Source organism: Pseudazoarcus sp. NS36 (assembly GCF_059703705.1).
Map to the genome: position 1 here is coordinate 170,217 of NZ_BAAKJA010000004.1, position 22,287 is coordinate 192,503.

Annotated in this window: 24 protein-coding genes; 6 read left to right on the plus strand and 18 right to left on the minus strand. The window is 66.4% G+C overall.

Features of this window, described 5'->3' with window-relative positions; all coding sequences use genetic code 11:
* Nucleotides 1-21 precede the first annotated feature (21 nt).
* The 10 genes from AC6H0R_RS07850 to AC6H0R_RS07895 form a co-directional block, all read right to left on the minus strand.
* Nucleotides 22-375 (minus strand): hypothetical protein, encoded by a 354-nt coding sequence (locus tag AC6H0R_RS07850; RefSeq protein WP_497580804.1) that lies wholly within the window; start codon nucleotides 373-375, stop codon nucleotides 22-24.
* 98 nt (nucleotides 376-473) lie between these two features.
* Nucleotides 474-1,895 (minus strand): hypothetical protein, encoded by a 1,422-nt coding sequence (locus AC6H0R_RS07855; RefSeq protein WP_497580805.1) that lies wholly within the window; start codon nucleotides 1,893-1,895, stop codon nucleotides 474-476.
* Nucleotides 1,896-2,076: 181 nt separating this feature from the next.
* Nucleotides 2,077-2,682 carry a hypothetical protein gene (locus AC6H0R_RS07860; RefSeq protein WP_497580806.1) on the minus strand — a complete coding sequence of 202 codons (606 nt, stop codon included), beginning with the start codon at nucleotides 2,680-2,682 and terminating at the stop codon, nucleotides 2,077-2,079.
* On the minus strand, nucleotides 2,652-3,275 hold the full coding sequence (locus AC6H0R_RS07865) for a peroxiredoxin (protein WP_497580807.1): 624 nt from the start codon (nucleotides 3,273-3,275) through the stop codon (nucleotides 2,652-2,654). Before AC6H0R_RS07865 ends, AC6H0R_RS07860 begins: the two co-directional genes overlap by 31 nt.
* A 153-nt stretch (nucleotides 3,276-3,428) precedes the next feature.
* Nucleotides 3,429-3,983, minus strand: a complete 555-nt coding sequence (locus AC6H0R_RS07870) for a hypothetical protein (protein WP_497580808.1) — start codon at nucleotides 3,981-3,983, stop codon at nucleotides 3,429-3,431.
* A gap of 231 nt (nucleotides 3,984-4,214) precedes the next feature.
* Complete coding sequence (locus AC6H0R_RS07875) at nucleotides 4,215-4,574, minus strand: HVO_A0114 family putative DNA-binding protein (protein ID WP_497580809.1); 360 nt, start codon at nucleotides 4,572-4,574, stop codon at nucleotides 4,215-4,217.
* Nucleotides 4,571-4,855 carry a toxin-antitoxin system TumE family protein gene (locus tag AC6H0R_RS07880; RefSeq protein ID WP_497580810.1) on the minus strand — a complete coding sequence of 95 codons (285 nt, stop codon included), beginning with the start codon at nucleotides 4,853-4,855 and terminating at the stop codon, nucleotides 4,571-4,573. The genes AC6H0R_RS07875 and AC6H0R_RS07880 overlap by 4 nt, the downstream gene beginning before the upstream one ends.
* Before the next feature lie 162 nt (nucleotides 4,856-5,017).
* Nucleotides 5,018-5,983, minus strand: a complete 966-nt coding sequence (locus tag AC6H0R_RS07885; RefSeq protein WP_497580811.1) for an SdiA-regulated domain-containing protein — start codon at nucleotides 5,981-5,983, stop codon at nucleotides 5,018-5,020.
* A gap of 109 nt (nucleotides 5,984-6,092) precedes the next feature.
* Nucleotides 6,093-6,587, minus strand: a complete 495-nt coding sequence (locus tag AC6H0R_RS07890; protein WP_497580812.1) for a cupin domain-containing protein — start codon at nucleotides 6,585-6,587, stop codon at nucleotides 6,093-6,095.
* A gap of 108 nt (nucleotides 6,588-6,695) precedes the next feature.
* Complete coding sequence (locus AC6H0R_RS07895; RefSeq protein ID WP_497580813.1) at nucleotides 6,696-7,589, minus strand: LysR family transcriptional regulator; 894 nt, start codon at nucleotides 7,587-7,589, stop codon at nucleotides 6,696-6,698.
* A 17-nt stretch (nucleotides 7,590-7,606) separates the two neighbouring features.
* On the opposite strand from AC6H0R_RS07895, the gene AC6H0R_RS07900 reads away from it, so the two are divergent.
* A complete protein-coding gene (locus tag AC6H0R_RS07900; protein ID WP_497580814.1) occupies nucleotides 7,607-8,488 on the plus strand; it encodes a LysR family transcriptional regulator in 882 nt (293 codons plus the stop codon).
* A 14-nt stretch (nucleotides 8,489-8,502) separates the two neighbouring features.
* On the opposite strand, the gene AC6H0R_RS07905 is transcribed toward AC6H0R_RS07900, so the two are convergent.
* Nucleotides 8,503-8,901, minus strand: coding sequence for a tautomerase family protein (locus AC6H0R_RS07905; RefSeq protein ID WP_497580815.1), 399 nt, complete (start codon nucleotides 8,899-8,901; stop codon nucleotides 8,503-8,505).
* A gap of 175 nt (nucleotides 8,902-9,076) precedes the next feature.
* On the opposite strand from AC6H0R_RS07905, the gene AC6H0R_RS07910 reads away from it, so the two are divergent.
* Nucleotides 9,077-9,697, plus strand: a complete 621-nt coding sequence (locus AC6H0R_RS07910) for a LysE family translocator (RefSeq protein ID WP_497580816.1) — start codon at nucleotides 9,077-9,079, stop codon at nucleotides 9,695-9,697.
* A gap of 49 nt (nucleotides 9,698-9,746) precedes the next feature.
* On the opposite strand, the gene AC6H0R_RS07915 is transcribed toward AC6H0R_RS07910, so the two are convergent.
* Nucleotides 9,747-10,502 carry an SDR family oxidoreductase gene (locus AC6H0R_RS07915; protein ID WP_497580817.1) on the minus strand — a complete coding sequence of 252 codons (756 nt, stop codon included), beginning with the start codon at nucleotides 10,500-10,502 and terminating at the stop codon, nucleotides 9,747-9,749.
* A gap of 174 nt (nucleotides 10,503-10,676) precedes the next feature.
* Here AC6H0R_RS07915 and AC6H0R_RS07920 point away from each other — a divergent pair, with 174 nt between their 5' ends.
* Both AC6H0R_RS07920 and AC6H0R_RS07925 read left to right on the plus strand, forming a co-directional pair.
* Nucleotides 10,677-11,597, plus strand: a complete 921-nt coding sequence (locus tag AC6H0R_RS07920) for a LysR family transcriptional regulator (RefSeq protein ID WP_497580818.1) — start codon at nucleotides 10,677-10,679, stop codon at nucleotides 11,595-11,597.
* Between the two features lie 104 nt (nucleotides 11,598-11,701).
* Entirely contained in the window at nucleotides 11,702-12,490 is a 789-nt protein-coding gene (locus tag AC6H0R_RS07925) for an enoyl-CoA hydratase/isomerase family protein (RefSeq protein WP_497580819.1), read from the plus strand.
* 3 nt (nucleotides 12,491-12,493) lie between these two features.
* Here AC6H0R_RS07925 and AC6H0R_RS07930 read toward each other — a convergent pair whose 3' ends face one another.
* Nucleotides 12,494-12,667, minus strand: a complete 174-nt coding sequence (locus tag AC6H0R_RS07930; protein ID WP_497580820.1) for a DUF1127 domain-containing protein — start codon at nucleotides 12,665-12,667, stop codon at nucleotides 12,494-12,496.
* 162 nt (nucleotides 12,668-12,829) lie between these two features.
* Here AC6H0R_RS07930 and AC6H0R_RS07935 point away from each other — a divergent pair, with 162 nt between their 5' ends.
* Nucleotides 12,830-13,438, plus strand: coding sequence for a carboxymuconolactone decarboxylase family protein (locus tag AC6H0R_RS07935; RefSeq protein ID WP_497580821.1), 609 nt, complete (start codon nucleotides 12,830-12,832; stop codon nucleotides 13,436-13,438).
* A gap of 13 nt (nucleotides 13,439-13,451) precedes the next feature.
* Here the strand turns inward: AC6H0R_RS07935 and AC6H0R_RS07940 are convergent, their stop codons facing one another.
* Complete coding sequence (locus AC6H0R_RS07940) at nucleotides 13,452-15,710, minus strand: glycosyltransferase (protein ID WP_497580822.1); 2,259 nt, start codon at nucleotides 15,708-15,710, stop codon at nucleotides 13,452-13,454.
* On the minus strand, nucleotides 15,707-16,762 hold the full coding sequence (locus AC6H0R_RS07945; RefSeq protein WP_497580823.1) for a lysylphosphatidylglycerol synthase transmembrane domain-containing protein: 1,056 nt from the start codon (nucleotides 16,760-16,762) through the stop codon (nucleotides 15,707-15,709). The genes AC6H0R_RS07940 and AC6H0R_RS07945 overlap by 4 nt, the downstream gene beginning before the upstream one ends.
* Before the next feature lie 83 nt (nucleotides 16,763-16,845).
* Here AC6H0R_RS07945 and AC6H0R_RS07950 point away from each other — a divergent pair, with 83 nt between their 5' ends.
* Nucleotides 16,846-17,958, plus strand: a complete 1,113-nt coding sequence (locus AC6H0R_RS07950) for an NADH:flavin oxidoreductase/NADH oxidase (RefSeq protein ID WP_497580824.1) — start codon at nucleotides 16,846-16,848, stop codon at nucleotides 17,956-17,958.
* Nucleotides 17,959-18,006: 48 nt separating this feature from the next.
* On the opposite strand, the gene AC6H0R_RS07955 is transcribed toward AC6H0R_RS07950, so the two are convergent.
* From AC6H0R_RS07955 to AC6H0R_RS07965, 3 genes are all read right to left on the minus strand, one after another.
* Nucleotides 18,007-18,975: a YcjF family protein gene (locus AC6H0R_RS07955; protein WP_497580825.1), complete on the minus strand. Its 969-nt coding sequence runs from the start codon at nucleotides 18,973-18,975 to the stop codon at nucleotides 18,007-18,009.
* Nucleotides 18,976-19,038: 63 nt separating this feature from the next.
* A complete protein-coding gene (locus AC6H0R_RS07960) occupies nucleotides 19,039-21,540 on the minus strand; it encodes an ABC transporter permease (RefSeq protein ID WP_497580973.1) in 2,502 nt (833 codons plus the stop codon).
* Nucleotides 21,530-22,219, minus strand: coding sequence for an ABC transporter ATP-binding protein (locus tag AC6H0R_RS07965; protein ID WP_497580826.1), 690 nt, complete (start codon nucleotides 22,217-22,219; stop codon nucleotides 21,530-21,532). The genes AC6H0R_RS07960 and AC6H0R_RS07965 overlap by 11 nt, the downstream gene beginning before the upstream one ends.
* Between the last annotated feature and the right edge of the window lie 68 nt (nucleotides 22,220-22,287).

Here is a 22,287-nt window from a genome sequence, read left to right on the forward strand (position 1 = left end):
GCGGTATGGGGGCGGCGCTACCTAGAGGGGTTGATCCGTAACGCCGTTCAGGAAGATCTTTACGACATATGCGGCATCTACTCCATTCACTACGCCGGGGCCGTAGAACTCGCGAAGCGTCAGCTCGACGTTGCCGGATATGCGACGGGTGGTTCCAAAGTCGTTGAACTGTAGCGTCACCGTCTCGCCGCGTGCCGGGATGTCTATAGCTTGCCGAAACATGAGGGATTCACTTACTCGCCGCCCTCTGTAGGTGAAGCTCACGAGAACGGGGAACACCGCAACAGGTGCCTGCATTGCTGCTTCTGCGGCGCTTCGGTCGAGTGATGTAAGCAGGTCTGCGCTAGCGTCACTGTTTGAATCGGCATTGTTCATGCTGTTCTCCAGGTTGGGCGGGGACAGGTGAGGGGCCGGGCAACCCGGGTTACCTCAACCTGGCCCCTATTCGCGGACGTCGGTTCGTGTTCGCTAGTTCAACGAGAGTCCATCACGGCAGCACGCCCTTGCTCTGCTGATACGGGTTCGATACTCATTTGTTTGCGTGCACTCAGCGAGAGGTGCAGGCGCATAAAGAGATAGGTCTCGGTCTGCGGTGATACGGTCAAACTTTCTTGGAGCTCATATGAGCCTGGGCGGAAATTTGTGAAGTGCAGGACTTGCGGCCCGGCAGGTAAACGCATCTTCAAAACGCCGCCATTTCTCACCACTCCTTGTGGCTTACCTTGCCAGCTGACGAGATAATCAACGTCGGAATTCAGCATGCGCTTGCTACGGTAAATAATGACCTCCCCCATTTCCATTTCGTCGCGGCTGTTGTCGGCCTGGGCAGGTTCTGCAGGCGAAGCTTGCCCGCCAGACTGACTTCCAGTAATGGGTTGGGTTGGGGTGCCTGAAGGCTGTTGCGCTGGGCGTGGTTCAGGCTGATCTGTCATCGTCTTGCCTGAGAGACGGCTGTGCCCTGGGGTGGCTTCACGCAAGGAGAGTTGTTCCAATTGCGCCTGGACCGATTGGCAATAGGCCGTATTTTCCAGTATCTGGCCGGCGCGGTAGCAGGTTCGATTCCCTTTCAAGGCGGCGCTGGCGAAGTCCATCCAGCCTTCAATTTTCCCGTCGCGCATGTGAAAGCGCGTACTCGGTTGGCCGTTCATCCAGGAATTTAGGCGGTGAACACCTCCTTGCAGCACCTGGGTCACGGAGTATGAGTCTACGTCTCCTGCGCTCGTTTTGCTGCGGTCTAGCCTGACATGTGTGCCGACCTGTTCGCCGCTCTCGTAAACTCCAAGGCCGTAGTATTCCGAAATCACCCTCTGGCCATTTGTGGTGCGAGTCTCCAACTTGATAGTGCGGACTTCGCCATCGAGCTGACCATTGCGGAAATGCCCGTCGATGCGCCCTCGAACGGTCGAATCGGTGTTGAAGTGCTGGGACCGGGTTCGACTGCGGTCGCTAAACACTGCGCTGAAAGCGCCATCCAGTCGGCCTTGTCTGCAGTTGCCGGCCACCACTGTGACGCTGTTCCCCAAGTCCTCCCACTGCAGCGTCTTTGCATACTGGGCGCGATACTGCGCGAGGCGCTCCGGCGTGACTTGGTGAATCAGCAGCGCTTTGCTCGTCTCGTCCAGTGCGCATTCCACGGTGGCGTCCGCCCTGAGCGAGGCCTCGCTGTCCTGTTGGGCAAGTTGTTCCAGGCGGGAAAGGTAAGCCACGGCGGTCTGATTGGGCATCTGCCAGAGTGGGCCGGATGCCGCTGGCTCGTTGTGATGCTGAGCCATCATTTTGGACCACTGGTGTTGAGCAGCGCGTTGCTGTGCCAATCGGTCTTCTTCGACCCAGCTTGCACAAGCACTCAATAGCAATGCGCTCAGTCCGATGGAAACGAGTTTGCCGGTAGTCATGGCGGTTTTCCTTAATTGTGGCGTCTCTGCAGTCCTGGCTGCACGGATTGTTTTTGAGGTATATCGGCGGTGGCCGATGAGAAGTCGCCCGATGACTTCAAGCTAAACTTCTAATGGAATGAGAACGCCTAGCGGATCGCGCTCATGAATATTGGGAGTCGCAAGGGATATTATTTTCCTGTCAGTATTTCCAGATTCCCATGCCTGCAGGGCCCGGAATAATCATCACGCCTTCCTGCTCGAAAACAAAAAGAGACCCGTACTTTCCTGAATCGTATTTCAGGACGACCACATAGGCATGCTCTGACCAAGTCTCTTTGTTGAGCGGTGCCTCAACCCACCATTTATGAGTGATGGATGGGGCGGTTATCTCGGTCACGCCATCGTTGACGAGCACGCCCCACTCAAAAGGCTGGGGTTCTTCTTTGTTGCCATAGTTATGGGCTTTACCCGTTCCATCCTGATTCAATGTGATCGTTCGTGAGGCTACGGCTGCGCGGCCGGAAGCAATGTCAAGGCGATATTCTCCATACACTTCCTTTGGCACATCGGAGCTGACACTGGCTTTCTTGCTCTTGTATTCAAATGTCTTGATGCTGGCAGGGTCCACTTTGTGGGGTTGGATAACCCCAGCGTGTGCAGTCTGTCCGGTCAGAACAAGAAAGAGGGGAACAATCAGTGACAGTGCTTTCATGACGGTTTTCCTGAATGGGTTGTTGATCGGGCGTTTTTGAACTTGTGCCACATATCTGGCGTTCAAATCGAATTTGGAGTGCTGGATGAACATTTTCCGGCATCTGCGACAGGCTTTCGGGTGTGCTCACGGAAAGCAGTCACCCAGCCCACCGTCTCTTCCCCACTCCGATCTGGCGGAAACACCGGATAAAAAACCTTCACGATCTTTCCCGCCTCGATTACCAACGTCAGCCGCTTGTACAACTCGCTTCCCCCTACCTTAAACGTCGGGAACCCCAACGCCGCCTTCAGTTTCAACCCTTCATCCGACAGCAATTGAAACGGCAGATGTAGCCGTTCGCAGGCTTCTTGCTGGTAGTCGGTGGATTGCGTGCTGAGGCCGAATACGCCGGTGTTGAGTGCCTGCAGTTCGGCGTAGTGGTCGCGGAAGCTACAGGACTGCGGGGTGCAGCCGCGGGCGCCGGGGATTTCGTTCCAGCCGTCGGGCAGCTTGCGGTCGGGGCGGCCGGTCATGGGGTAGATGTAGATCACGTGCCGGCCGGGGAGGCGGGCGAGGTTCACCAGCGTGCCGTCGGTGGCGGGCAGGGTGAGGTCGGGCATTGTCATGCCGGTGAGGTGCGCGGCGGCGCCGTCGTCTTGCGGCACGGGGAGGTCGTCGGGCAGGGTGGTGAGGCCGCTGGTCATGTCGCGCTCCGATCAGGCAGGCCTCAACATTAGCGCAGGTTTCAAAATGCGCAAGTCATGCCTTGCTCTTGACGGTGACATGTTGCCCGGTTGGGGCTGGATGCAGGCGCCACGCGCGGCGGAGTTTGCTCCGGCCGGGCGCGGCGGGGTGGGTCAGAGGCTGCGGATGACGCGGTCGCTGCCGAGTTCGAGCACCTTGATGGCTTCGTCGGTCTGGCTGGCGTTGCGGGGGTGGGCGATGACGGCCCATTGGCCTTCGTCGAGGGCGTGCCGCACCACGGTGAGGACGTGGCCGTGATCGGGGCGCAGTGAGACGACACCACCCACCAGCAGGCCAAAGACCAGACCAAAGCCGGCAAACGAAACGAGCGCCAGAAAGCTTGAGCTGACGACGGCCTGCACGCCGGCCAGGAACAACGCGATGAACAGTGCGACGCCGGCGATGAGCCCCATTAGCCCGGCTGCCAGGTGTGACTTGATGAGCGTGCGGAAGATGCCCGGCGAGTCGGGTTCCAGCGCCTGGCCCAGGTCGGCGCGAAGGGGCATGGAGCTGTCTGAGGGGCCGAACACCCGGATCTGGGATGCGTCGAGTGGGGATTGGTCGACGAGGTTGCGGGCGCCCTGCCGGGCGGCCTCGTCGGAGTTGAACAGGCCGGCCACTTTGGTGACGGACCGTTCGCCAAAGAACACGTATTTGAGTTTGAACATGGTGGTCCTCCGCTCAATGCGTGGCGGGGAACGCCGGCGACCGCAAAGGGTGACGCCGAAGCCGCGCCGAGGGAGTCGGCGGGCGTTCTCCTGATCCTCCGCCATTGCGTACACCTTGGATTCTTGACCGGAGCGAAGCAAGCGTGTTCCCCCGGTCAAGGGTTACGTAGTGTGTTTGCCCGCGCAATGCGCTGCGCTTATTGCGTCCTACATGGTGCCGGAGTCACTAGGTCAGGCGGCTGCGGCGATGTGCATGTCGACATGGATGTCGGCGAAGGGGCACCGCAGCGCGCCGGACTCGGTGCGTTCGATGAGGCCAAGCTCCACCAGCACGGCGGCGTCTTCATGTACGCGCTTTACATCTCGATCAAGGCGGCGCGCGAGTTCGCGCACACCAACGACGGTGGCGTCTTGCTGCAGCGCATGCACGATGGCCCAGCGCCGCTCGGTGAGCCGCCCGAAGAACGCAGCCGGAGTCTCGAAGTTCAGCGTTTCGCCCTGGTAGCCCTTGGCGCCGGCAGCCTTGCCGGCCTGCCGCAGTGCGCTCTGCCAGTTTGCGCCGAGCGTGATGGTGAGTGTGCGTCGGGTCATGGCGTTCTCCGTTTCTCTACTTCGGCGATGAAGTCTTCGATCAGTTGCTCAATGCTCGAGAACGCGTAGGCAAATTCCTTGCCGTCCAGATGGCAGTGATCGCCCTTGCCGCGTTCGTTGTCGAAGCCGACGACGCGGATGCCGTCGACGACGTAGACCAGTCGATACTTGAAGCCGTGGTCTGTCGGCGGAACCGGCTCGGGCACCCGCCAGACGACCATGTGGATCAGCCCACCGTCTTCTGCGACGTTCTTGAAGTCCGTGATCAGCGTGGCTTTCATGTTGGCTTTTCCGACATCATAGCCGATGTGTTGGCAAGTTTGCCATCACGCGTTGTGACGCCCTTGCGGGCCACGCATCATGGCATGGAAATGACATCGTACTTAACGGCTGGGTGTTGCCGAGGTGAAAGCTGGCTTCAGGCTGGTGTGCCCTCTGTGAGATCACTGCCCCGCAGGGACGGGGCGAGCATTCGCCGGCTTCGCCCAGCGCGCCGGCACGCTGCGCTCGAAGCGGTAGAACAGGTTGGGCTCGGACATGACGTAAATGGTGCCGTCCGGGCCGACGGCGAGGCCTTCGGCCTGCGGCACGCGCCGCTGGAGGCCGTGAAAGCCGCGCCACATGGGCAGCATGCTGACCGGGTTGCCGGCGGGGTCGTATTCGACGATGAGTGCGGATTCGTCGCTGAGCAGCAGCAGGTTGCCGGTGGCTTCGTGCATGGTGAGCGAAGACAGGTCGGTGACGAACAGGCCGCTGGCGTTGGCGGGGCGCCATTCGTCGATCTGCAGGTTGAAGTTGGCACCGCTGAGCACGTCGGGCAGGCCGGAGACGGCGAGTACGCGCATGGGGGCCTTCTCCTGACTGATGTACAGGCGCTGTCCGGCGCTGTCCCACGAGATGCCTTCAAAGCCGAGGTTGTTGCTGCGGCCGAGCGACAGGCCGAGGCGGGCGGTGTCGCCCACGTCCACGCGGGTGGTGTCGGGGCCGATTTCGACGCGGTAGACGGCCTGGTCGCGTTCGTCGGCGATGGCAAAAATGCCTTCGCGGATGTGGGTGATGCCTTCGGGGTCGCTGGTGCCGACCAGTTCGATGGTGCGCAGCAAGCGGCCGTCGGTGTCGAGTTCGAGGATGGCCTTGGGGCGCTTGTTGGTGATGGAGAACAGCGTGCCGGTGTGGTCGCTGTAGGTCAGGCCGGAGGCGTTTTCATCGACGCCCTCGACCGGCAGGCCGTCGATGGTGACGCGGTAGTGCGGCAGCCACACGCCGGCGTCCTGCCACTCTTCGGCCTGCGACTGCATGGCGAACCAGTGCCAGGCGATGCCGGGCAGCCGGAAATGCCAGGCGGCCACGGCTGAGAGGGTGAGCACCAGCGCGGCAAAGCCGAGCAGCCAGGGTTTCGTGCGTTGCATGGGTGAATCCGCGTCGGGGGGAGAGGCCGCATCCTGCGACAGCAGACATCAAGGAAAGGTCACAAGGTGTTCTGAAATTTGTCAGCCGGGTGTTACGGCACGATGTCGGCTAGGGACGAGCGGGCGGTTCCCAGTAGTCCTGCGCGCCCGATGCGTCGCCGAAGTATTCGAAACTGCGCGTGCGTTTGTCGCCGCCGGGCGCGCTGCCGGCCAGCACGCCGAAGCAGCCGCGCTCGGGGTAGAGCAGCACGTCGGGTTCGAGCATGGTGCTGACGACCAGGTATTCGAGCGGCGTGTCGCCGGTGTTGATGAGCTGGTGTGCGTGCTCCGCACCGGCCGGTGCGCCCAGGCAGTCGCCGGGGCCGACGTCAAAGTGCTCTGCGCCGATGCGGTAACAGCCGGTGCCGGTGAGGATGAACAGCAATTCTTCGTTGGCGAGATGGGCGTGCAGCGGCCACGCGGCCTTGCCGGGCAGTACGCGCACACGGCGCGCGCCGAGCTTGCGCAGGCCGACTTGCGGGGCGAGTGCGGCGTGCTGGGCGGCATGGGTGTGGCCGTCGTCATGGCTGTGCCAGTCGAGGTCGGCGGGGCGAAGTACGGACATGGGCATCTCCAGGGCAGTGCCTTGAGCATGCCCGCAGCGCGGCCGTGCGCGCGGTAAAGCTGCTTGTGCGGATGTCAGCGGAATTCAGCCGGCGTGGCGCCGGGCGTGTCAGGCTGCGGTGAATTCCTGGCCGAAGGCGAGCAGGTGGTCCAGCGTACGGCGCGCGAGCGGTTTCAACTGCCCGCGCGGGGTGAGTTCGATGGTGTAGTTGCCGGCGGCCAGACGGCCGGGGTGGGCCGGGCGTAGTAGCCCGGCTTCGACATAGGCCTGCGCGGCCAGGGTGCCGACCAGCACCGGGCCTTGTCCGGCCAGGCAGGCTTCGACCGCGCTGACCGGGTCGTCAAAGGTGACGGCGTAGCGGTGTTCGGGCACTTCGCCGAACACGGATTCCATCCACTGCAGCCAGCACGCCGAGGTGTGGCGGATGAGCGGGCGGCGGGTGATCTCCGCGGGCGTGAGGTCGCCGCTGCGCACTTCGGAGGCGGCCACGAAGGCGCCGACCGTGCCATGGTGCAGCAGCTGCGCGTTGGGGCCGGGCGGGGCGACGCCGAAGTCGATGAACAGATCGGCGTCGGGGTTGGCGGCAACACCGGGCACGCGGTTGGTGCTGAGTTCGAAACGCAGGCCGGGCACGCCCAGGCGCGCACGCAGACGCGGCAGCAGCGGAGTGATCCAGGTTGCGCCGATCACCGGCGGCACATCCAGGTGCACGCGCTGCAGGCTCTGGCTGCGCAGGGCGCGCGTGCTGTCGCGGAAATCCGCAATCAGGCGGGCCAGCTCGGGGTGGCAGGCTTCGCCGGTGGGGGTGGGCGCAATGCCGCGTCCGCGCCGCTCGATCAGGGCCACCCCGAGCGCGCGCTCGATCTGGCGCAGGCGGTGGCTCACCGCCGACGGCGTGACCGACAGCTCTTCGGCCGCGGCCGCAACCCTGCCAAGGCGGATCACCGCCTCGACGGCCACCAGTTCCAGCAGGGGAAGATCGCGCAATAATGAGTGCTTCATCGAGCCTGGGCCTCCTGATGACGAATGTACCTCTTCCGCCACTGCATGCGCTGGTTGCCTTCGAGGCGCTGGTGCGCAACGGCACGGTTGCGCAGGCGCTGACCGAGCTTGGCGTGACGCGCGCCGCGCTGGCCAGTTCGCTGAGTTTGCTCGAAGAGCGCACCGGCCTGCGCCTGATGGTGCGCCACACGCCGTCGGTGGAACTGACCGCCGAAGGCGCGGCGTATTACCAGGCGGTGTCGGTATTTGCGCGCGGCGCGGCCGACGCGCTGCACGCGCTCGACTGCGGGCGCGAAACCGAAATCCGCCTCGCCGCCAGCCCCGGTGTGGCGCGGCTGTGGCTGGCGCCGCGGCTGGCCCAGTTACGCGAAGCCTGCCCGGATGTGGCCTTCAACGTGGGCGTCAGCGAGGCGCTGTCGGATCTGGAGCGCAACCAGTGCGACATCGCGATCCGCTACTGCAGCTTTGACGAGCGCGAACCCGAGGCGCGCCACCTGTGGCCCGAAGAGCTGGCCGTGATCGCGCCGGCCGCGCAGGCCACCGCGCTGGCAACCGCCACGCCGGCCGAACTGGTGTCGGACCACGCGCTGCTCGAACACCCGGCCTTTTCGTGGCGCGGTCTGGTCGAGCGTTTCGGCCCGCTGCGCATGCGCGAACCCGACATGGTGTGCCACGACATGTACGCCATCCTCATGGCCTGTGCGCGTGGCGAAGGTCTGGCCTTGCTGCCGCAGCGCCTGACCCGCGACATGCGCCAGCGTCTGGGGCTGGTGGTGGCCCACCCGCTGCGCGTACCGGCCAAGAGCTACGTGCTGCTGCTGTCCACCGCCGGACGCGAACGCCCCGTGGTGCGTGCCTGCGCCGACGTGCTGGCGGCGCTGGCCGAAACGGCAGGCTGAAGCAACGCGCAGGCCTACAGCGTGGCGGTCGCCGCGCGCCGCTCGGCCTGTGTGCGGCCGTCGTAACCCCAGTCGGTGGCGGCGAATTCATGCACGACCACATAGGTGGCCTCGGGCAATGCGCCAAGCGCTTCGCCCAGTGCGGCGTGCATGGCGCGGATCATGGCGGCCTTCTCTTTGACGGTGTTGGTGCCTGCGGTGAGGTGGATGTCGCAGTGCGCCGCGCATTGTCCGGGCGGAATCGGCGCCGCGCCGGTGGTCCAGCCGGCCGCCGGCACTGACTGGAACAGCACCGAGGTGACCTCGTGACGCTTGCCCATCAACGCGGCGATCAGGTCGGTGGCGCGAGCGCACACCTGCTGCTGCAGCGCGGCCGACGGGGTAGCGGTGGTGGTGATGCGGATGAAGGGCATGGGGTTCTCCTGAACGATGCCGGGCCGGCGGTGACCCGTGACATGCGGACTCATGCTGCGCGCATCGGGCGGCACGAGGCTGAATCCTGGATGCATGAAAAAAACCGGAATTCAGCAGTGCGGCGGGGCGTGCGCGGTAGCCTGCAGGCTGTCCCCTCGTCCGCCCGTGTTTACGATGACTCTTGCCGGCCTTGCGGCCCTGTTCCTGACGCTTGCTGCGCTCGCTGCCGTTCCCAGCGTGAGCGTGCTCACTGTCGTGACCCGCGCGGTCAGCGGCGGTCTGGCGCACGGCGCGCTGGCGGCTTTCGGGGTGGTGGTGGGGGATGTGATCTACATCCTGATCGCACTGTTCGGCCTGGCCGCACTGCTGGAACTGGCCGGCCCGTGGCTGGAAGTCCTGCGCTGGGGCGCGGCCTTGTTGCTCGGCCTGTTTGCGTGGTCGCTGTGGCGCGCGCCGCCGCTTTCCGGCATCGAGGCCGGGCCTGCGGGGCGCGGTGCCAGCGTGGTGGCCGGGCTGGCCGTGACGCTGGCCGACCACAAGGCCATCGTGTTCTATCTGGTGCTGTTCCCGGCCTTTGTCGAGATCGAATCCCTTGCTGCCGGTGATGTGCTGGCGGTGCTGCTGGTCGCGAGCGTTGCGGTGTTCGGCGTGAAGATGGCCTGGGCGTTTGCCGCGCAGCAGGCCGTGCGCCGCATCGGCGACGGCCACACGCGCTGGATCAATCGCGGCGCGGCGCTGATGTTGGCAGGCGTTGCATGCTGGGTGTTGCTGGGCGGTGTCACCGGGTTCCTGTGATGGAGCTGCCTCGCCCCCGCCGGACGCATGACCGGCGGGGGCGGGGGACTTACAGATTCACGCCGCCCGAGGCTTCGATGCGCTGACCGTTGATCCAGCGGTTGTCGCCGGCCAACAGCGAGGCCACCACGCCGCCGATGTCGTCCGGCAGGCCGACGCGGCCCAGTGCGGTTTCGGCGGCGATGGCGTTTTTCACTTCCGGCGTGTCGCGCACCAGACCACCGCCGAAGTCGGTTTCGATGGCGCCCGGCGCCAGGGTGTTTACGGTGATGCCGCGCGCGCCCAGCTCCTTGGCCATATAGCGGGTCATGACTTCGACCCCGCCTTTCATCATCGCGTAGGCGGCAAAGCCGGGCATCGAGAAGCGCGTCAGCCCCGACGAGACATTGAGAATGCGCCCGCCGTCGTTGAGCAGCGGCAGCAGCGTCTGCGTGAGGAAGAACGGGCCCTTGAGATGCACGCGCATCAGCTCGTCGAACTGCGCTGCGGTGGTGTCGGCAAGGCTTGCGTAGATGCCCATGCCGGCGTTGTTCACCAGAAAGTCGAAGTGCTCGCGCTGCCAGTGCTGTTGCAGCGTCTGGCGCAGTTCGAGTGCAAAGCGCGCAAAGCTGCTGCTGTCGCCGGTGTCGAGCTGCAGCACGGTGGCTTGCGCACCGAGGGCGCGCACTTCGGCTGCGGTGGCTTCGGCTTCTTCACGGTTGCTGCGGTAGGTGATGACCGAGGCAATGCCGCGTCGGGCGAGGTGCAGGGCCATGTTGCGGCCCAGGCCGCGGCTGCTTCCGGTGATGAGGGCGATCTGCTGCATGTCTGGCTCCGTGAGTGTTTGAACGAGAGGTGCCGGAACGAAGAAGAGGGGGATCGTTCAGCGACAGGGCCAGTGTATTGACGCGATTTGTGCTGATAAATACGGAAGTTGTTGAAATACTGTCCGCTTAAATTGGACAATCGCACATCAGATCATGATTGAAGGGGCCGACTCATGGACCAGATCGAATCCATGCGCATCTACGTGCGGGTTGCCGAGCTGGGCGGATTCACCGCCGCGGCAGACGACCTCGGGCTGCTCAAGACTTCGGTTTCAAACGCTGTGCGGCAGCTCGAGGCCAAAGTCGGTACGCGCTTGTTGCACCGAACGACGCGCAAGGTGCAGATGACGCAGGACGGGCAGCTCTACTACGAGCGCTGCAAGGATCTGCTGTCCGATCTGGACGAGTTGCATACGCTGGTCGGCGCCAACGGGCCGGCCGATGTGCGCGGGCGTTTGCGGGTGGATATGCCGCTCGCGGCGGCGCGCGACATTGTCATCCCGCAGTTGCCTGCATTCCTGCAGCGTCACCCGGAACTCGAGATCGAACTGAGCAGCACCGACCGCCGCGTGGACATCGTGCGCGAGGGCTTCGACTGCGTGCTGCGGGTGGGGCCCATCGGTGAGCAGAACGTGGTGGCCGTGCCATTGGGCGCGCTGCATCAGATCAACTGCGCCAGCCGCGAATACCTTGCCGCGTATGGCGTGCCGCAGTCGCTCGACGAGCTCTCCGGCCATCGCCTGATCGAGTACGCGCAGACGCTGGGCAGCCGCGCCGCGGGCTTCGAGTACGTGCCGGCGCCGGGCGAGGCGTCGGCGTTCGTGCCCATGCCCAGCGTGCTGACGGTGAACAACTCCGACGCCTATCACCAGGCCTGCCTGGCCGGCCTGGGCATCGTGCAATTGCCGGACTACGGCGTGCTGCAGCATCTGGCCGACGGCACGCTGGTGGAGATCCTGCCCGAGCATCGCCCGCCACCGCTGCCGGTGACACTGATCTACGCGCACCGTCGTCATCTGCCGCTGCGCGTGCGCGCATTCATCGACTGGTTGCGCCCGGTGCTGGCCGCGCGGCTGGATACGCGGCCAGCCTGAATTTCTCTGCTCCGGCAGCCACCACGTCTCAGCCTTGCACCATGCCCGACGCCTACAGTCTGTGCGACGCCCGGTAGCGGCGCGACACTGCAAGGAGGTTGGCCATGATCGGTACGGATTCGCTGCTGTTTGAAGTCAATGCGCATGGCGTCGGGCTGATCACGCTCAATCGCCCGACGGTGCACAACGCCATCGACCCCGACATGCTCGAACGCCTGTCGCAGGTGCTGGCGGATGTGGCCGCCGATGACGGCGTGCGTGCCGTGATCCTCACCGGTGCCGGCGATGCGGTGTTCTCGTCCGGTGCCGACATCCGCTATCTGAATCAGGCTTCGCCGCTGGCGGTGCGCGAGCTGGCGCTGCAGGCCGTCAGGGTGACCGGGCAACTGGAGAATCTCGGCAAGCCGACGGTGGCCGCGCTCAATGGCCACACTTTTGGCGGCGGGCTGGAGATTGCCGAGGCCTGCATGCTGCGCGTGGTGGCAGAAGGCGCGCAGCTTGGCCACCCCGAGGTGCGAATCGGCGCGGTGGCGGGGTTTGGCGGTACGACGCGGCTGGCGCGGCTGGTGGGCAAAGGACGTGCAGCCGAGATGCTGCTGACCGGCCGCGCCATTGATGCCGAAGAGGCGCTGCGCATCGGGCTGGTCAATGCCGTGGTGCCGCGCGCGGCGCTGCTGAGCGAGGCCGCTGCGCTGCTTGATACGGTGCTGGCGCAGTATCCAACCGCCGTGCGCCTGAGCTGGGAGGCTCTGCACCGCGGGCTGAACCTGTCGCTGGAAGAGTCTGCCCTGCTGGGTGCGGACTTTTTCGGGCTGGCTGCGACCACCGCCGATTTCCGCCAGGGAACGCAGCGGTTTCTGGAGCGGAGCGGGCCGGCCCGGGTGGCGCAGTGAGCCTCAGGCGCGCCAGCACGGCTTGTCGGCCTCGCGCAGCGCATCGGCGCGGGTGATGCCGATGTCGCGCAGCATGCGCTCGTCCAGCCGTGCGAGCACGGCGCGGCTGCGGGCGCGGTGACGCAGCGTGCGCAGGGTGGCGAGCAGGCGGCTGAGTGGGCAGATGGGCGGGCGCATGCCGGTCTCCGGGTGAGGCGGAGTTCATGTTTCCAGCCGCCGCGGCGGGGTTGCGTGAAATCCCCTGTTGCCGTGCACAGCGCACCTCAATCCCCCGGTCGGCCAGGTCTGCGATGCTTGGCTGCGCGGGCATACTGGCCTTGAACACACGGGAGAAACGCGATGACGACGCACAACACGATTGCGCAGGGCTTCGGCGCCGACCAGCACGAGCGCCTGCCGCTACCGGCGATGGATGCGCTCGACGCGGCCCAACGCGCGGCGGCCGAGGCGCTGATCGCCGGGCCGCGCAAGGGCGTGAAGGGGCCGTTCATTCCGCTGCTGCGCAGCCCGGAACTGCTCGATGGCATCTCGCGAACCGGCGCGGTGCTGCGTTTTGGCTCGGTATTGCCGCAGCGTGTGACCGAGTTCGTGACGCTGATCGTGGCGCGCCACACGGCCAACCAGTTCGAGTGGGCGATCCATCACCCGCTGGCGCTGGAGGCCGGCACGGCGCGCGAGACGCTGGACGATCTGGCCGTGGGGCGCTGGCCGTGTGCGATGTCGGCGGATGAATCGGCCGCGTGGGATTTTGCGCGCGAGGTGCTCGACCACCATGGCGTGTGCGACGCCACCTACGCGAATGCGCTGGGCCGTTGGGGCGAGCAGGGCGTGGTCGAGCTGACTGCGCTGATCGGCTACTTCGTGTGCGTGTGCTGGGTCATGAACGTGGCGCGCACGCCGGCGCCGAGCGTGCCGGAGGGCGGGGCATTGCGTCCGTATCCGGGCTGAGCGCGCAGGCGTGTCATGGCCGGGCTGCTGCGTCGGGTGTCTCGGGCTCCTCGGGCGCGTCCAGCTTGGCGCGTTGTGCCAGCGTTTCGGCGTAGAAGCTGCGGATGCGAGTGGCGAAGGCTTCGACCGAATGTTCGGCCGCAAACGCCAGCGCGTTGTCGGCCAGCTCGCGGCGCAGGGTGTCGTCGGTGAGCAGTTGCGCCACGCGTTCGCCCCAGCGTATGTGGCTTTCGGGCGTCTTGAAGCCGTTGTAGCCGTCGCGCACGACGTCGTCGATGCCACTGGAGCGCACGGCCACCACCGGCAGGCCGGCAGCCATGGCTTCGAGAATGACCATGCCCTGCGTTTCGGATTTGGACGCGAACACGAACACATCACCCAGCGCGTACCACTTGGGCATGTCTTCGGGCGGCACGGCGCCGACCAGCGTGAAGTGCGCCTTCAGGCCGAGGCGGTCGATGCGTGTCTGCAGGCGGCGGCGTTCGTGGCCGTCACCGATCATCAGCACGCGGAAGGGCTGTTTGCAGCTGCGGCGCAGGCGGTCGACGGCGTCGATCAGGAAGTCGATGTTCTTCTCGTCGGACAGGCGCGACACACTGATCAGCACGCGTTCGTCGCCCAGGCCGAGTTCACGGCGCAGTTGCGTGACCTCGGCGCGGTCAACGTCGCGCAGGCGCTCGTATTCGATGCCGGTGGGCTGCACCAGCGTGGGCGTGGTGACGCCGATGATGCGCAGGTATTCCTCGGTGGAATTGGTCGGCACCACGATGCCGTCGCAGCGGTTGGCAAAGCGCCGGATCAGTGCGTGCGAGATCAGGTTGCGGAACAGCGCGCCGGGCAGCGGCACGAAGTGGGCGTAGTGCTCCAGGCGCGTGTGATAGGTGTAGATCACCGGCACCTTGAGGCGGCGCGCGACGAACACGCCGAGCGAGCCGAGCCAGAAGGGGTGATGCACGTGAATGATGTCCGGCGCGAAGTCGCGCACGCGGCGCCGGATGGACGGCAGGAAGGGGTTGGCCAGACGGAATTCGCGCTTCTCGCCCAGCGTGAGCAGCGACGGCACGCGCAGCACGTCGGCCTCGCGGCCGGGCTGTCTGCGGTAGCGCGGGGCGATCACCTTGACGGTGTCACCGAGCGCGGTCAGCCCGGCTTTGAGGCGCGCAATGGAGATCGGCACGCCGCCGATGAAGGGCAGGTAGTTGTTGGTGAACATCGCCACGCGCAGCGGCCGCGTGAGCCACGGCGTGGCGTCGACGTCGTAGTCGGGGTAGTAGTCGCGCCCGACGAAGATCATGTGATGCAGCTTGAGTGCGACCAGCGCAAAGGCGGCAACGATCAGGAAGAAATTGACGAAGCCGACGTAGAACAGCGAATAGACGAAGAACCACAGGCTTTCGAGCTGCTTGGGAAAGGGGTGCTGGCCCACTTCGAGGCGCTCGACGGCATGCGTGATCGTGCCGTCTGCATGCCGGGTCACGCGCACGAAGTGGTAGTAGCTCTCGTCGTCGTTGAGCACCAGACCGCCGGCACCGCCGGTGGTGACGAACAGCGTGTCGCCCCGGCGCTGCTCGTCGTAGAGCGCCAGGTTGGCGGAGAACACCATGTCGATGCGGTGGCGCTCGACGGCAGCGAGCAGCGCATCCCGGAAGTCGTCCGGCAGGTAGTCGCTGTCGGTGGCGAGCATGGGCTCGTCGGCCGGGCGCAGCGGCGGCTTGCCGATGAAGATGAAGCGTGCGGTGCTGGTGTCGTGTTCGAGCACGTCGTCCATCCAGCGCAACTGCCAGCCCAGCGGCGTCTTGCCGGTGCCGTCGAGGAAGATCAGGCGCGAATCATTGAGACGCAGCGTGTAGAAGTGCGGGCCGAAGTGCTCGTAGAAGCGGAAGCTGCCGAAGTTGTCGAACTCGTTCTCGCCGAAGGTCAGCAGCCACGGCACGGACAGCTGCCCCAGCGTGCCTTCGAGCGCACGGTACTTGTCCTCACCGCCGCCGCTGACGGCATTGCCGGCCGACACGACGAAATCTACTCCGGACTGGTTGAGCATGGGCGCGAAGCGCCGCTCGAAGACGCCGACCGAGTTCTCGATATTGCCGACCACCGCAAAGCTGAACGAATCGCGCTCCTGCAGTGCATCGCGGATGCGTTCGACCTGGCGTGTGTGCAGTGCCTCAAGGTCGGGCATCATGAAATTCAGATAGGCCTTGTAGCCCAGCATGGCTGCAATGATCAGCAGGCAGGCGTAGTAGGTCAGCCGGCGTTGGAGCAGGCGGTTCATGGGTTCTCCGTAGCGCCGCGCGCAAGCCGGCGGCCCAGCAGTACAAGGCCGATCAGCATGCCGAGGTGGATGGTCAGAAAGCGCCAGGCGAGCGTCACCAGCACCAGTTCACCCGGCCCCAGCACATTGGTGAAAAAGGCGCCGAACACGCCCTCCGAAATACCCGCCGCGCCCGGTGTGGGCGCGAAATACATGACGAAGGTGGTGACCAGCGCCAGCCCGGCGGTGGTCAGCCAGGCGGTGTCGTGGCCCAGCGCGCCCACCAGCAGCGCCGGAAAACTGAACAGGCAGGCGAGGAACAGCAGCGTGCTGCCGACCGACAGGGCGACCAGTCGGGGCGGGCCGGAGAGGTATTCGCCGAAGCTGCCGGCAAAGCGCCGCATCTCGCGCCGCAGCGCAAATTGCAGCCGCCAGTGTCGGCGCGCGCCGACCATGCCGGCGCGGCGCAGTCCGGCGAGCAGGCCGCCCAGCGGCGCCACCAGCCAGCGCGTGCGCAGCACCACGACGGCAAAGAACAGCACATACAGCGCGACCAGCACCGCCAGGATCGGCGCGATGCGTGCCAGCAGCACCTGCCCGTCGTTCGGCGCGCCAAAGGCCAGAAACAGCGGCGTGGCAACAAAGATCACCACCGTGGCGAGCACCGTGCGCAGCGTGGTTGCGGCCGTGGCGCTGCCCACCGGAACGCCGTGCTCGCGCAGCAGCCACACCTGCGCAACGCCGCCGCCGGTGGCCATCGGCGTGACGTTGGAGAAGAACAGATTGACGAAGACCAGGCGTGCCATCGCTGCGGGCGGGATGCGGTGCCCGAGCGCGCACAGCGTGTAGTGCAGGCGCAGCCCGTCGGCGAGAAAATACAGCGCCAGCAGGCCGACCGCAGCGGCGAGCACGGGCGGTGCGAGCAGGCGGCGGTCGAAGGTGAATTCCCGCCCGGCGAACTGGTCGAACACCGCCCACGCGCCGGCAGCCGAAAAGGCGACGAAGAGCAGCCCGAACCAGACCAGGCGGCGTCGCGACGAGGAATCGGCAGGGCGGCTTTGAGGCGTATCCATTCCGGTCATGATACCGGCGTGGCTGCGGGCTTCCGGGGTAGAGTGCGCAACACTTTGCCAGTGCTTTGTATGAGAGGGTTTCGATGAGTCAGTTGTTTTCTCCGCTGCGCCTGGACGGACTGCAGCTTGCCAACCGCATCGTGGTCGCGCCGATGTGCCAGTACTCAGCCGAGGATGGCTGCGCCAGCGACTGGCATCTGATGCATCTGGGCCAGATGGCCATGTCCGGTGCCGGCATGCTGATTCTGGAGGCGACCGCAGTGCGCGCCGAAGGGCGTATCTCGCCGCAGGATCTGGGTCTGTATTCGGATGCCAACGAGGCGGCGCTGGCGCGCGTGATCGGCGCTGTGCGTACGTACGCCGACCTGCCGGTCTGCGTGCAGTTGGCGCATGCCGGGCGCAAGGCGTCGAGTCGCGCGCCGTGGCTGGGTGGTTCGCTGGTGCCGGCCGACGAGGGCGGTTGGCAGCCGCTGGCGCCGTCGCCACTGGCGCACGGCCGCGACGAGCCGCCGCCGGCCGAGCTGAGCGACGCGGGCTTGCGCGAGATCCGCGAGGCCTTCGTGGCTGCCGCACAGCGCGCCGCGCGGCTGGGGCTGGACGCCATCGAACTGCATGCGGCGCATGGTTATCTGCTGCACCAGTTCCTGTCGCCGCTCGCTAACCAGCGCACGGACAGCTACGGCGGTTCGCTGGAAAACCGCATGCGCTTTCCGCTGGAAGTGTTCGACGCGGTGCGTGCGGTGTTCCCTGAGGGCCGCCCGGTGGGCGTGCGCATCTCGGCCAGCGACTGGGTGGACGGTGGCTGGGACGTGGCGCAGAGCCTGGAGTTTGCGGCTGCGCTGGAAGCGCGCGGCTGCGCCTTCATCCACGTGTCGAGTGGTGGCCTGTCGGTTGAGCAGAAGATTCCGCTCGGACCGGGTTATCAGGTGCCGTTCGCCAAGCAGGTGCGGCAGCAGGTGAAGATGCCGGTGATCGCGGTCGGTCTGCTGACCGAGCCGGAACAGGCCGAGGCCATTGTGGCCAACGGCGAAGCCGATCTGGTGGCGCTGGCGCGCGGCATGCTGTGGGACCCGCGCTGGCCGTGGCACGCTGCGGCGAAGCTGGGTGGCACGGTGAAGGCGCCGCCGCAATACTGGCGCTGCGAGCCAAGGGAATTCAAGGGTGTGTTTGGCGACACAACCCTTGGCCAGCGCTAACAGTAAAAGCCCCGGAATTCCGGGGCTTTTGTTTTGTGGCGGGCGGCTTCAGGCGCGCAGGCTGGACGTGATCTGTGCCAGATCCACGGTGCGCGCCTTCTCGGCGATCTGGCCGGCGTACTGCTGCTGCAAGCCTTTCGCCTGCCCGAACCATTCGGTGAATTCGGCCTTCAGCGCGGCGGTGTCGAGCTTGCGGCCACCGCCGTAGTAGCTGATGGCGACCTTGCCGATGGCCCAGGTGGTGGCGAACGAGAAGGCCGCGCCGGTGGCGGTGCTGCCGACGCCGCGGCCGAGCCCGCCGAAGACCTTGCCGAGCAGGCCGCCGACCAGCTTGCGGCCGATCTGCTCGACGTACTGGCCGGTCATGCCGACGCCGGCCGCGGCCAGGAAGTCGGTGATGTGACCACGATCGAGTTCGTAGCCGTAGCTCTTGCCGATGCGATACACCAGCCGCAACTGCAGCGGGATGATGGCCATCGAGGCCATGGACTGCGGCAGCAGTTCGAGCGCGCCGTTGAGGATGGAGGCGTTGAGGATCATGCGGTCGAGTTCGGCGCGGTCCGGCACCGGCGCAGCGCTGGCGGCAGCCGCTGCGGCTACGGCGACCGGCACCACCTCGGCCGGCAGGTTGCCGGCAACCGGCGCCTCGGCCACTTCCTCGGCGCGGTGCACGGTGGTCTCTGCCTGGTCGTGATCGAGCGCCAGTGCCGTTTCCAGTTTCTGCAGGAAGGCGGTTTCGGCCTCGTCGTGGCGACCGTCGGCCTCGACCACGCCGACCGCCATCTCGAAGGCGAGCTGGCGCAGCTCCAGGCTGTCGAGGGCGCTCGCGGCGGCGCCGAGGTCGGCGCGACCGAGCAGCACATCCTGGTAGAGCTTCATGGAATCGAGGTCGGTGGCATCACCGAGCGATTCGGCGACGCGGCGCACGTGTTCGCGTTCGGCGCTGTCCTTGCGGCCGTCGGCGAAGGCGGCCATCAGGCAGATGGTGACGATGGCGCGGGCTTGTTGCGGGTTCATCGAGTCTCCTGCTGTGAGTGAGGTTTCAAAGCTTAATCAGTTGGTCGTCAGGAATTCATTTGCTCAACTGCTGCGCAGCAGCGTGGCCGGCGACAGGCGCAATTGGCGCATCAGCCAGTGCGCGCCCAGCGCTAGCGACACGCTGGCTACGGTGAACGCCACGACCGCGCCGGGCCACCAGGCCACGGGCGTTTCCAGCCCGATGCGCCAGTGCAGCAACATGGCGGCCAGTGCGCCACCTGCGATGGAGGCGAAGGCCGAGGTCACCAGCGCGAGCAGCAGGTATTCCACATGCAGGCTGGCGCGGATGGCCGACAGGCGCGCACCCAGCGTGTGCAAGAGCGTGGCCAGATAGACCTGGCGCACGCGGTTGGCGGTGACCACGCTGACCAGCACCAGCAAGCTGGCCAGCAGTGTCACGCCGCCAATGGCGGCCAGCCCGGCGGCCGCGCTGCCGAGCAACGAGCGGGCCTCGGCCAGCAGCGCGGCGGTGCGGACCGTGACGACGTTGGGTTGCGCGGCGGCGATGCGGTTTTGCGCGGTGAGCGCCTCGTCAGCGTCCATCCACGCCATGCCGACGTAGCGTGTGATGAAGGGGTCGAGCACGCCGTCGGGGAAAATCGCCTCCAGCCACAGGCGTGACTGGAAACGCCGCTGGCCGTAGATGGCGACGAGTTCGGCCGCGAGCGGCTGGCCGCCGATATTGAATGTGAGTCGGTCGCCGACCTGCAGACCGAGCTGATCGGCTTCGCGGTCTTCCATCGCCACCACCGGCGGGCCGGCGTAGTCGTCCGGCCACCAGGCGCCGCTGCGCAGGACGACGTCGTCGAAGTTGTCCTGCAGGTGGCTCATCTTGTGTTCGTCCCGCGCTTCGCGGCGCTGGCGGGCATCGCTGCTGTCGGCCAGCACCTGATCGCCGACTTGCGCCAGACGGCCGAGCACCAGCGGCGCGACGGACAGGCGTTCGAGGCTGGGCGACTCGCGTAGCACGGCTTCAAAATCTTCGCGCTGGGCCGGTGAGACGTCGTAGAAGACCAGTGCCGGGGAGTTTTCCGGCACGGTTTCGTCGATGGTCTGCAGCAGCGCCAGCACCACCAGCGTGGAGGCCACCAGTAAGGTCATGGCCGAGCCGAGCGAGAGCAGCGTAGGGCGCAGCGGCGAATCCTTGCGGTACAGCCCGGACAGCGCCAGCCGCAGCGCGAAGCGGCCGGACAGGCGCGGGTCGTCGGCAAAGCGGCGGGCCAGCACGCGCAACAGCCGTACCAGCGCTTCGAGCAGGCCCAGCAGCAGCACCAGCGCGGCGATGAAGGCAGCACCGAACAACGGGTCGGGCATGGCAAAGATGACCAGCAGCGCGACCGCCACCGCACCGGCCAGCGTGGCGTTGCGCCAGCGTGGCGGCAGATGCGTCTTCACGCCGGCCAGCCCCCGGAACAGCGCCGCCGGGCTGACCGACAGCGCACGGCCAAGCGCCGGCAGCGCAAACACCAGCGCAGTGAGCACGCCGAACAGCCAGGCCACGGCGAGCGGGCCGGGCAGCGCGGCGAAGGTGGATTGCAGCGGTAGGCGCTCGGCCATCAGGCCGGCGCCGGCCAGCGCGAGCGCACCTCCGGCAATCGCCCCGACCAGACTCGCGGCCGCCGCGAGCATGCCGACCTGCAGCAGCACCAGCGCCGCCAACCGGCCGTCGCGCAGGCCGACCGCGCGCAGCGTGGCGAGCGTGCCGAGCTTGCCCTGCAGCCAGGCCTGCACGCTGTTGAACACGCCCAGCCCGCCGATGAACAGTGCGGAAAAACCGATCAGCAGCACACCCGAGCCGATCTGGCCGAGCACTTCGCCAAGGCGCGCGTTGCGCTCGATGAAGGTACGGATTTCGGCTTCGGACTGCGGGTGGGCCGCCATGAAGGCTTCGCGCCAGTCGTCGGGCGCGAGGTCGGTGCGCACGCGGTAATGGAATTCGGGGCGCGCGCCGGGCGCGAGCAGGCCGGTGACGTCCAGCGCCTCGGCGCCGATCAGCACCGGCGGGCCGCGCCAGTCGGCGTTCAGGCTGCGGTCGGGCTGGCGCAGCGTGATGGCGCGCACTTCCATCTCGGTAAAGCCGACCTCGATGCGGTCGCCCACGTTCAGTGCCAGCCGCGAGGCCACCGCCGGGTCGATGGCCAGACCATGCACGCCGTCGCGTGGCGCGAGTACGTCCGTCAGATGGGCGGCGGGTTCGAGCACCAGCTCGCCGACCAGCGGGTAGGCACCGTCGACGGCCTGCAGCTCGACGAGCTGAGCGTCGCCGGCCTCGCTCATCAGCATGGTGCGGAATTCGATGAGGCGCGAAACCGTGCCGCGTTCGTTCATCCACGTGAGGAGGTCGTCACTGAGCGGTGCGCGGCTGCGCACTTCGACGTCGCCGCCGAACAGCGCGCGGGTGTTGGCCAGCAGCGCGTCACCGACCTGGCGATAGACCCCGCCGCTGGCGGCGATCAGCGCCACGCCCAGCGCGAGGCAGGCGCAGAACACCCACAGCGTGCGTTGCGCGCCGCGCAGGTCGCGCCAGGCCAGCTCAAGCAGCATGCGCACGGGCGCCTCCGGCGTCCTCGACCAACCGGCCGTCGGTGAGGCGCAGCACGCGGTCGCAACGGCGTGCGAAGTCCATGTCGTGCGTGACCAGCACCAACGTAGTGCCGGTTTCGCGGTGCAGATCCAACAGCAGATCGCCGATGGCGCCGCCGGTGCGGTCGTCCAGATTGCCGGTGGGTTCGTCGGCCAGCAGCAGTTTGGGGCCGTGCACCAGCGCGCGGGCAATGGCGACGCGCTGCTGCTCGCCGCCGGAGAGTTCGGTGGGGTGGTGATGCAGGCGCGCGCCGAGGCCGACCTGTTCCAGCATGGCGCGGGCGCGTTCGCGGGCGTCGCGGCGGCCGGCGATTTCCAGCGGCAGGGCGGCGTTGTCGAGCGCGGTGAGGCTGGGCACGAGGTGGAATGACTGGAACACGATGCCCATGCGGTCGCGCCGCAGATCGGCCAGCGCGTCGGAGTCGAGGCTGTCGAGCGCGACATCGTCAAAGAACACGCGGCCGGCGGCGGGGCGCTCCAGCCCGGCCAGCAGCAACAGCAGCGAGGTCTTGCCCGATCCGGACGGGCCGGCGATGGCGATGCGCTCACCCGCCGCGATGTCGACATCCACGCCGCGCAGGATGTCGATGCGGGTGGATTCGAGCGTGTAGTGCATGGAAAGGTCTTGCAGGCGGATCATCGGCGGCTCTTTCAGGGGGACGCGGTACGGACTGCATGCGGGCGGATTGGTTCGGGTTGACCTCGCGC

Bases quoted from the DNA above. Each gene is read 5' to 3' on its own strand.
- AC6H0R_RS07850 (WP_497580804.1), bottom strand. From the start codon at position 375: ATGAACAATGCCGATTCAAACAGTGACGCTAGCGCAGACCTGCTTACA.
- AC6H0R_RS07855 (WP_497580805.1), bottom strand. From the start codon at position 1,895: ATGACTACCGGCAAACTCGTTTCCATCGGACTGAGCGCATTGCTATTG.
- AC6H0R_RS07860 (WP_497580806.1), bottom strand. From the start codon at position 2,682: ATGTTCATCCAGCACTCCAAATTCGATTTGAACGCCAGATATGTGGCA.
- AC6H0R_RS07865 (WP_497580807.1), bottom strand. From the start codon at position 3,275: ATGACCAGCGGCCTCACCACCCTGCCCGACGACCTCCCCGTGCCGCAA.
- AC6H0R_RS07870 (WP_497580808.1), bottom strand. From the start codon at position 3,983: ATGTTCAAACTCAAATACGTGTTCTTTGGCGAACGGTCCGTCACCAAA.
- AC6H0R_RS07875 (WP_497580809.1), bottom strand. From the start codon at position 4,574: ATGACCCGACGCACACTCACCATCACGCTCGGCGCAAACTGGCAGAGC.
- AC6H0R_RS07880 (WP_497580810.1), bottom strand. From the start codon at position 4,855: ATGAAAGCCACGCTGATCACGGACTTCAAGAACGTCGCAGAAGACGGT.
- AC6H0R_RS07885 (WP_497580811.1), bottom strand. From the start codon at position 5,983: ATGCAACGCACGAAACCCTGGCTGCTCGGCTTTGCCGCGCTGGTGCTC.
- AC6H0R_RS07890 (WP_497580812.1), bottom strand. From the start codon at position 6,587: ATGTCCGTACTTCGCCCCGCCGACCTCGACTGGCACAGCCATGACGAC.
- AC6H0R_RS07895 (WP_497580813.1), bottom strand. From the start codon at position 7,589: ATGAAGCACTCATTATTGCGCGATCTTCCCCTGCTGGAACTGGTGGCC.
- AC6H0R_RS07900 (WP_497580814.1), top strand. From the start codon at position 7,607: ATGACGAATGTACCTCTTCCGCCACTGCATGCGCTGGTTGCCTTCGAG.
- AC6H0R_RS07905 (WP_497580815.1), bottom strand. From the start codon at position 8,901: ATGCCCTTCATCCGCATCACCACCACCGCTACCCCGTCGGCCGCGCTG.
- AC6H0R_RS07910 (WP_497580816.1), top strand. From the start codon at position 9,077: ATGACTCTTGCCGGCCTTGCGGCCCTGTTCCTGACGCTTGCTGCGCTC.
- AC6H0R_RS07915 (WP_497580817.1), bottom strand. From the start codon at position 10,502: ATGCAGCAGATCGCCCTCATCACCGGAAGCAGCCGCGGCCTGGGCCGC.
- AC6H0R_RS07920 (WP_497580818.1), top strand. From the start codon at position 10,677: ATGGACCAGATCGAATCCATGCGCATCTACGTGCGGGTTGCCGAGCTG.
- AC6H0R_RS07925 (WP_497580819.1), top strand. From the start codon at position 11,702: ATGATCGGTACGGATTCGCTGCTGTTTGAAGTCAATGCGCATGGCGTC.
- AC6H0R_RS07930 (WP_497580820.1), bottom strand. From the start codon at position 12,667: ATGCGCCCGCCCATCTGCCCACTCAGCCGCCTGCTCGCCACCCTGCGC.
- AC6H0R_RS07935 (WP_497580821.1), top strand. From the start codon at position 12,830: ATGACGACGCACAACACGATTGCGCAGGGCTTCGGCGCCGACCAGCAC.
- AC6H0R_RS07940 (WP_497580822.1), bottom strand. From the start codon at position 15,710: ATGAACCGCCTGCTCCAACGCCGGCTGACCTACTACGCCTGCCTGCTG.
- AC6H0R_RS07945 (WP_497580823.1), bottom strand. From the start codon at position 16,762: ATGGATACGCCTCAAAGCCGCCCTGCCGATTCCTCGTCGCGACGCCGC.
- AC6H0R_RS07950 (WP_497580824.1), top strand. From the start codon at position 16,846: ATGAGTCAGTTGTTTTCTCCGCTGCGCCTGGACGGACTGCAGCTTGCC.
- AC6H0R_RS07955 (WP_497580825.1), bottom strand. From the start codon at position 18,975: ATGAACCCGCAACAAGCCCGCGCCATCGTCACCATCTGCCTGATGGCC.
- AC6H0R_RS07960 (WP_497580973.1), bottom strand. From the start codon at position 21,540: ATGCTGCTTGAGCTGGCCTGGCGCGACCTGCGCGGCGCGCAACGCACG.
- AC6H0R_RS07965 (WP_497580826.1), bottom strand. From the start codon at position 22,219: ATGATCCGCCTGCAAGACCTTTCCATGCACTACACGCTCGAATCCACC.